General features: G+C 72.3%; 5 protein-coding genes. 4 read left to right on the forward strand and 1 reads right to left on the reverse strand.

Annotated features, from left to right (window positions below):
* Window positions 1–183 precede the first annotated feature (183 nt).
* The 3 genes from F8271_RS29515 to F8271_RS29525 all read left to right on the forward strand — a co-directional run bounded on the left by F8271_RS29515 (window position 184) and on the right by F8271_RS29525 (window position 4,256).
* On the forward strand, window positions 184–930 hold the full coding sequence (locus tag F8271_RS29515) for an SDR family NAD(P)-dependent oxidoreductase (RefSeq protein ID WP_151493102.1): 747 nt from the start codon (window positions 184–186) through the stop codon (window positions 928–930).
* A gap of 110 nt (window positions 931–1,040) precedes the next feature.
* On the forward strand, window positions 1,041–3,176 hold the full coding sequence (locus tag F8271_RS29520) for a RecQ family ATP-dependent DNA helicase (protein ID WP_151493103.1): 2,136 nt from the start codon (window positions 1,041–1,043) through the stop codon (window positions 3,174–3,176).
* Window positions 3,177–3,326: 150 nt separating this feature from the next.
* Window positions 3,327–4,256, forward strand: coding sequence for a hypothetical protein (locus tag F8271_RS29525; RefSeq protein WP_151493104.1), 930 nt, complete (start codon window positions 3,327–3,329; stop codon window positions 4,254–4,256).
* 10 nt (window positions 4,257–4,266) lie between these two features.
* Here F8271_RS29525 and F8271_RS29530 read toward each other — a convergent pair whose 3' ends face one another.
* Window positions 4,267–4,683, reverse strand: coding sequence for a helix-turn-helix domain-containing protein (locus F8271_RS29530; RefSeq protein ID WP_151493105.1), 417 nt, complete (start codon window positions 4,681–4,683; stop codon window positions 4,267–4,269).
* Window positions 4,684–4,932: 249 nt separating this feature from the next.
* Between F8271_RS29530 and F8271_RS29535 the strand changes: the two genes are divergently transcribed.
* Complete coding sequence (locus tag F8271_RS29535; RefSeq protein ID WP_151493106.1) at window positions 4,933–5,382, forward strand: hypothetical protein; 450 nt, start codon at window positions 4,933–4,935, stop codon at window positions 5,380–5,382.
* Window positions 5,383–5,596 lie beyond the last annotated feature (214 nt).

The following is a 5,596-nucleotide window of genomic DNA, read 5'->3' on the forward strand; positions in this document are numbered from 1 at the left end:
TCAACGCCGCTGGATCACCCGCTGGAAAGCCGCCCTGAACGCCTTCGAGATCACCTTCGAAGGCCGCCTGTCCGCAGGCCGCAAGTAACCCATCAAGATCCAGTTACACCGTTAAGTTGACAGTCCCTCGAAGGTCGCTAACTTCATGATCGACGGGGTTCTGTGGATGGGGAGGTAGGGGAGATGGACTCACGGGTTGCGGTTGTCAGTGGGGGCGGGACCGGGATCGGGGCGGCGGTTGCGGGGGCCTTGGCCCGGGATGGGTACGACGTTCTGATCGTTGGGCGGCGGGCCGATGTGTTGGCGGATGCCGCTGCGCGGATCGTCGCTGAATGCGGTCGTCCGGACGCCGTCAAGGCCGTGACCGCGGACCTGACCGATCCGGAGCAGCTCGACGCGGTCCTCACGGCGGTTGGTGACCGGCCGGTCGACGTGGTGGTCAACAACGCTGGCGGTTACCTGGGCGGGAGTACCGACACGTTGGCCGGGACCGCCGCGCACTGGCGGGCCAACCTCGACGCCAACGTGCTCACCGCCGTGTTGCTGACCGAGGCGCTGCGGCCGGCACTGCGTCGACCGGGCGGGCGAGTGATCCTGGTCAGCTCGATCGCCGCCCAGCGTGGCGGCGGTGGGCCGTACTCGGCGGCGAAGGCGGCCCTGCACGGCTGGGCGTACGACCTGGCAGCGCAGCTTGGTCCGGAGCAGATCACCGTCAACGTGGTGAGCCCCGGCTACGTCGCCGAGACCGAGTTCTTCGGTGACCGGATGACCGCCGAGGGGCACGCCAAGCGAGTGGCGGCGACCCTGGTCGGACGCGCTGGGCTGCCGGACGACATCGCCGAGGCGGTCCGCTATCTGGCCAGCCCGGTGGCGGGTTTCGTCACGGGTCAGGTCCTGGGCGTCAACGGAGGCTCGGTCCTCGGCCGCTGACCCCCGGCAATCCTTGTTGTTCAAGAGGTTTGCGTCAGGATTCGACCCGAGAATGACGCAAACCTCTTGATCAACAGGGGAATGACGGACGGCGCTGGTAGACATGTCGGGTGGAGACAGCGGAGCGGGCAGGGGTACGGGAGCGGGCCGAGGCGGTATTGCGCCGGTTGGCCGGTGACCACGCCCGGCTGCGCGAGGACCAGTGGCGCGCCATCGAGGCGCTGGTCGTCGACCGGCGACGGGTGCTCTGCGTCCAGCGCACCGGCTGGGGCAAGTCGGCGGTCTACTTCGTGGCCACCGCCCTGCTCCGGGAGCACGCCGGGCGGGAAGGGCAGGCCGGGCCGACAGTTATCGTCTCGCCGCTGCTGGCGTTGATGCGTAACCAGGTCGAGGCGGCCGCGCGGGCCGGCATTCGGGCCCGCACGATCAACTCGGCGAACCTCGACGAGTGGGACGAGATCACCGCCGAGATCCAGGGCGGCGCGGTGGACGTCCTGCTGATCAGCCCGGAGCGGCTCAACAACCCGGACTTCCGCGACGGCGTCCTGCCGAAGCTGGCCGCGACCACCGGTCTGCTGGTGGTCGACGAGGCGCACTGCGTCTCCGACTGGGGGCACGACTTCCGGCCGGACTACCGGCGGCTGCGCACGTTCCTCGCCGAGCTGCCGGAACGCACCCCGGTGCTGGCCACCACCGCCACCGCCAACTCCCGGGTCACCCAGGACGTAGCCGAGCAGCTGGGTGACGCCCTCGTCCTGCGCGGCACGCTGGACCGCGAGTCGCTGCGCCTCGGCGTGCTCGACCTGCCCAGCCCGGCGCACCGGCTGGCCTGGCTCGCCGACCACCTGGACGAGCTGCCCGGCTCGGGCATCGTCTACACGTTGACCGTCGCGGCAGCGGGGGAGACGGCCGAGTTCCTGCGCTCCCGGGGCTACCCGGTGGCCTCGTACACCGGTCAGGTCGAGGACGCCGACCGGCGGGCCGCCGAGCAGGACCTGCTCGACAACAAGATCAAGGCGTTGGTCGCGACCAGTGCGCTCGGCATGGGCTTCGACAAACCCGACCTGGGCTTCGTCGTCCACCTCGGCGCGCCACCGTCGCCGATCGCGTACTACCAGCAGGTCGGCCGTGCCGGCCGCGCTGTCGAGCACGCCGAGGTGCTGCTGCTGCCCGGTGCCGAGGACACCGCCATCTGGCGCTACTTCGCCTCGCTGGCGTTCCCACCGGAGCAGCAGGTCCGGGCCGTGCTGGCCGCCCTGCACACCGACCGCCCGCTCTCCACCCAGGCCCTCGAACCGCTCGTCGATCTGCGCCGGGCCCGCCTGGAGCTGATGCTCAAGGTGCTCGACGTGGACGGCGCGGTCCGCCGGGTGCGCGGTGGCTGGCTCGCCACCGGCGAGCCCTGGGTCTATGACGAGGCCCGGTTGCGCCGCGTCGCCGAGGCACGCACCGTCGAGCAACAGGCCATGCGGGAGTACGCGTCGACGCCGGACTGCCGGATGCGGTATCTACGGGAACGCCTGGACGACACCGGGGCCACCGACTGCGGCCGGTGCGACCGTTGCGCCGACCCGCTCTTCTCCCCGGACGTGTCGACGGCCGCGCTCGCCGCCGCGCAGACGTTCCTGGGCCGCCCCGGCGTGGAGATCGCGCCGAAGAAGCTCTGGCCGACCGGGCTGGACGCGGTGGGCGTACCCCTGAAGGGCCGGATCGTTCCGGCGGAGCAGGCGCTGCCGGGCCGTGCCGTCGGGCGACTCTCCGATCTGGGCTGGGGTGGCCGGTTGCGCGACCTGGTCGGCCCGGAGGCACCCGACGCGCCGGTGCCCGACGACGTGGCCGCCGCCGTGGTGGAGGTGCTGAAGTCGTGGGCGCACGGCGACGACCCGTGGCCGCGACGCCCGGTGGCGGTGGTCGCGGTCGGTTCCCGCGGGCGGCCTCGGCTGGTCGGCTCGCTGGCCGAGCGGATCGCCGCCGTGGGCCGGCTGCCGTTGCTCGGCGAGGTCACCCCGAGCGGTTCGGGCGGGGCCGGCGGGCCGCGCGGCAACAGCGCCCAGCGGGTACGCACGCTGCACGACGCCTTCACCGTGCCGGCCGACCTGGCCGATGCGCTGGCCGGGCTGACCGGCCCGGTGCTGCTCGTCGACGACCTGGTCGACTCGGGGTGGACGATGGCGATGGTGACCCGGGCTCTGCGCCGCGCTGGCGCGCCCGACGTGCTCCCGCTGGCCCTCGCCGTGGCCGGCTGAGTCCGCCGGTGCGGAAAAGTTCCCGGGCACGGCGGATTGCGACCGTCGCCACGCCGTCCGGGCGTCGTCCGGGGGCCGCCCGGTGCGGCGGTACCGTGGGCGGCATGACCGATCAGCAGCCCGTCACCGTCCACGCACTGGACGCCGGCGGTGCCTGACCAGGTCTCCGCGGCGCCGGATCGGGGCACGCTCCGGCTGGCGCTGGTGGTCGGCGGGCTGGTGCTCGCGGTGCTGCTCGGCTTCGGCCTCGGCCGTCTCAACACCGGCGCCGCCACCGGCGCGGGTGCCCCGTCACTCGCCGCCGATCACACCGATCCGCCGGGCAGCGCCCCGCACAACCACGGCGCGATGCTGAGCGGGGACCATGGCGCGGGCGCGGAGCCGGGCGGCCTGTCGGTCAGCTCGGCCGGGTACACGCTGGCCCCGTTGGCCACCGAGTTCCCGGCCGGTCGGCCGGGGCAGCTCCGCTTCCAGGTGCGCGACGCGCAGCGCCGGCCGGTCACCCGCTTCGCGGTCGTGCACGACAAGCCGATGCACCTCATCGTCGTGCGGCGCGACCTGACCGGTTACCAGCACCTGCACCCGAGCATGGCGTCGGACGGCACCTGGTCGGTGCCGTTGACCCTCGCCGAGCCCGGCGTCTGGCGGGCGTACGCCGACTTCACCGCCGTCGCCGACAACGGCGGCCAGACCGCGGTGACCCTTGGCGTGGACCTGGTCGCACCCGGCGCCTACCAGCCCCGTGCGCTGCCCGGGGCGGCCACCTCGACGACGGTGGACGGGTTCACCGTCGGCTACCAGGGCAGCCCGCAGGTCGGTGCGACCGTGCCGCTGACCTTCCGCATCGACGGGGCGGGCGGTGCCGCACCGCTGGAGCGCTACCTCGGGGCGTACGGGCACCTGGTGGCGTTGCGCGAGGGCGACCTCGGCTACCTGCACGTGCACCCGGAGCCGGAGTTGGCAGACGGCCAGGTCACGTTCTGGGTGACCGTCCCAGGCCCCGGCCGCTACCGCCTCTTCCTGGACTTTCAGGTGCGGGCGGAGGTCCACACCGCCGAGTTCACCCTGACCGTCCCCTGACCCGGGTGCGTCAGCCGGCGCGGCGGATGGGACGGCGGGCCAGGTAGCGGAGCAGGTCGCGAATGTGGTGCTTCTCCTCGGCGGGGACGTTGGGGTCGGCCAGACGGTCGAGGATCGCCCGGACGTCGGCCTCGACCGGGCCGTCGTCGTGGCGGCGGCGGGGAGCCGGGCCGGCGTCGGGCAGGCCGAGCGCCCGGAACGCGGCCGCCACCGGCAGATCCAGGGCGGCGCAGAAGCCCCGCACTTTGGCCAACTCGGGATAATCCTGCCAGTCCCCGGCCAGCCAGCGGAACACGGTGGAACGGCCCACGCCCGTGTGCGAGGCAAGATCGGTGACGGTCCATCCGCGTTCATCGCGGGCGTCGTCGATGGCACGCCGGACGAAGCGGGCGAAGGCCATCTGCGGCGAAACCTCTGCGGAACCCATCCCTGCGGGTCTTCCCTCCCGGCCGGAGCACTGGGCGATGCGCCTTCCGAGGGTAGTACGCCCCGGGCCGGAAACAATTGACTGACCGCACAATCTGTCCCGTGGACGGGACCTTTTTCCGGGCAGCATCGATGAGCAGCCGGGTCAGGTGACCAGTAATCATTGCTGTTCATCAACTAAGCTCTGGTCCCGGCGTAGCGCCCGTCCCGTCTGCCGTTTTCGACCGCAGCACTGCCGAGGAGCAGCACCATGGCCGAACCGAGCCGTCCGCAGCCGTACCAGCCCGGTGCGGTGAGCCTCTTCTTCGTCGCCAAGGCCGGCGTGTTCGCCGCCGGGTTCTGGATCTGGCTGCTGGTCCTGGTGCTGCGCATGGATCCGGCGACCGGCCTGCAGGTGTTGGCCGCCACCGGCGCGATCACCACCACGCTGGTCGGCGTGGTGCTGGGGGCCCGGATGGCGTTGCAGCACAACGCCGCGGTGCGGCACGCCGAGATGAAGAAGTTGCTGGTGGACATCTCCTGGAACGCCTTCGCCGCCGCCGGCAACGCGGAGAGCGCGGGCAAGGTCGTGCCGTTCCCGTCCGGCTCGGGGGACAGCGACTGGGCCTCCCAGCGGGCCGGCATCGAGCGGGTGCCGACCCTCGACCGGGGCGCCGGCGACCGGGTCGGGCGCGACCGGGGCGGCGACCGCCGCCGCTAGCCCTGCATTCCGCACGTGGGTGATCGTGGGCGGGTTTCGGCGCGGCGGGTTGGTGGTGAGGGTGGCTGATGGCAGCGTGCCGGGCTGTGAGACAGCGTGCGCGGTTCGGGTTGCCGTCGGTGGAGAAGGCGTTGGGGTCGTTGCCGTTGGTCGCGGCGTTCGGTTCTCGGCTGCGGATTCGTGACGTTATCGACGGGTTGTGTCCGGTTGATGA

It is taken from the genome of Micromonospora sp. ALFpr18c, assembly GCF_008868155.1.
Lineage (GTDB): Bacteria > Actinomycetota > Actinomycetes > Mycobacteriales > Micromonosporaceae > Micromonospora.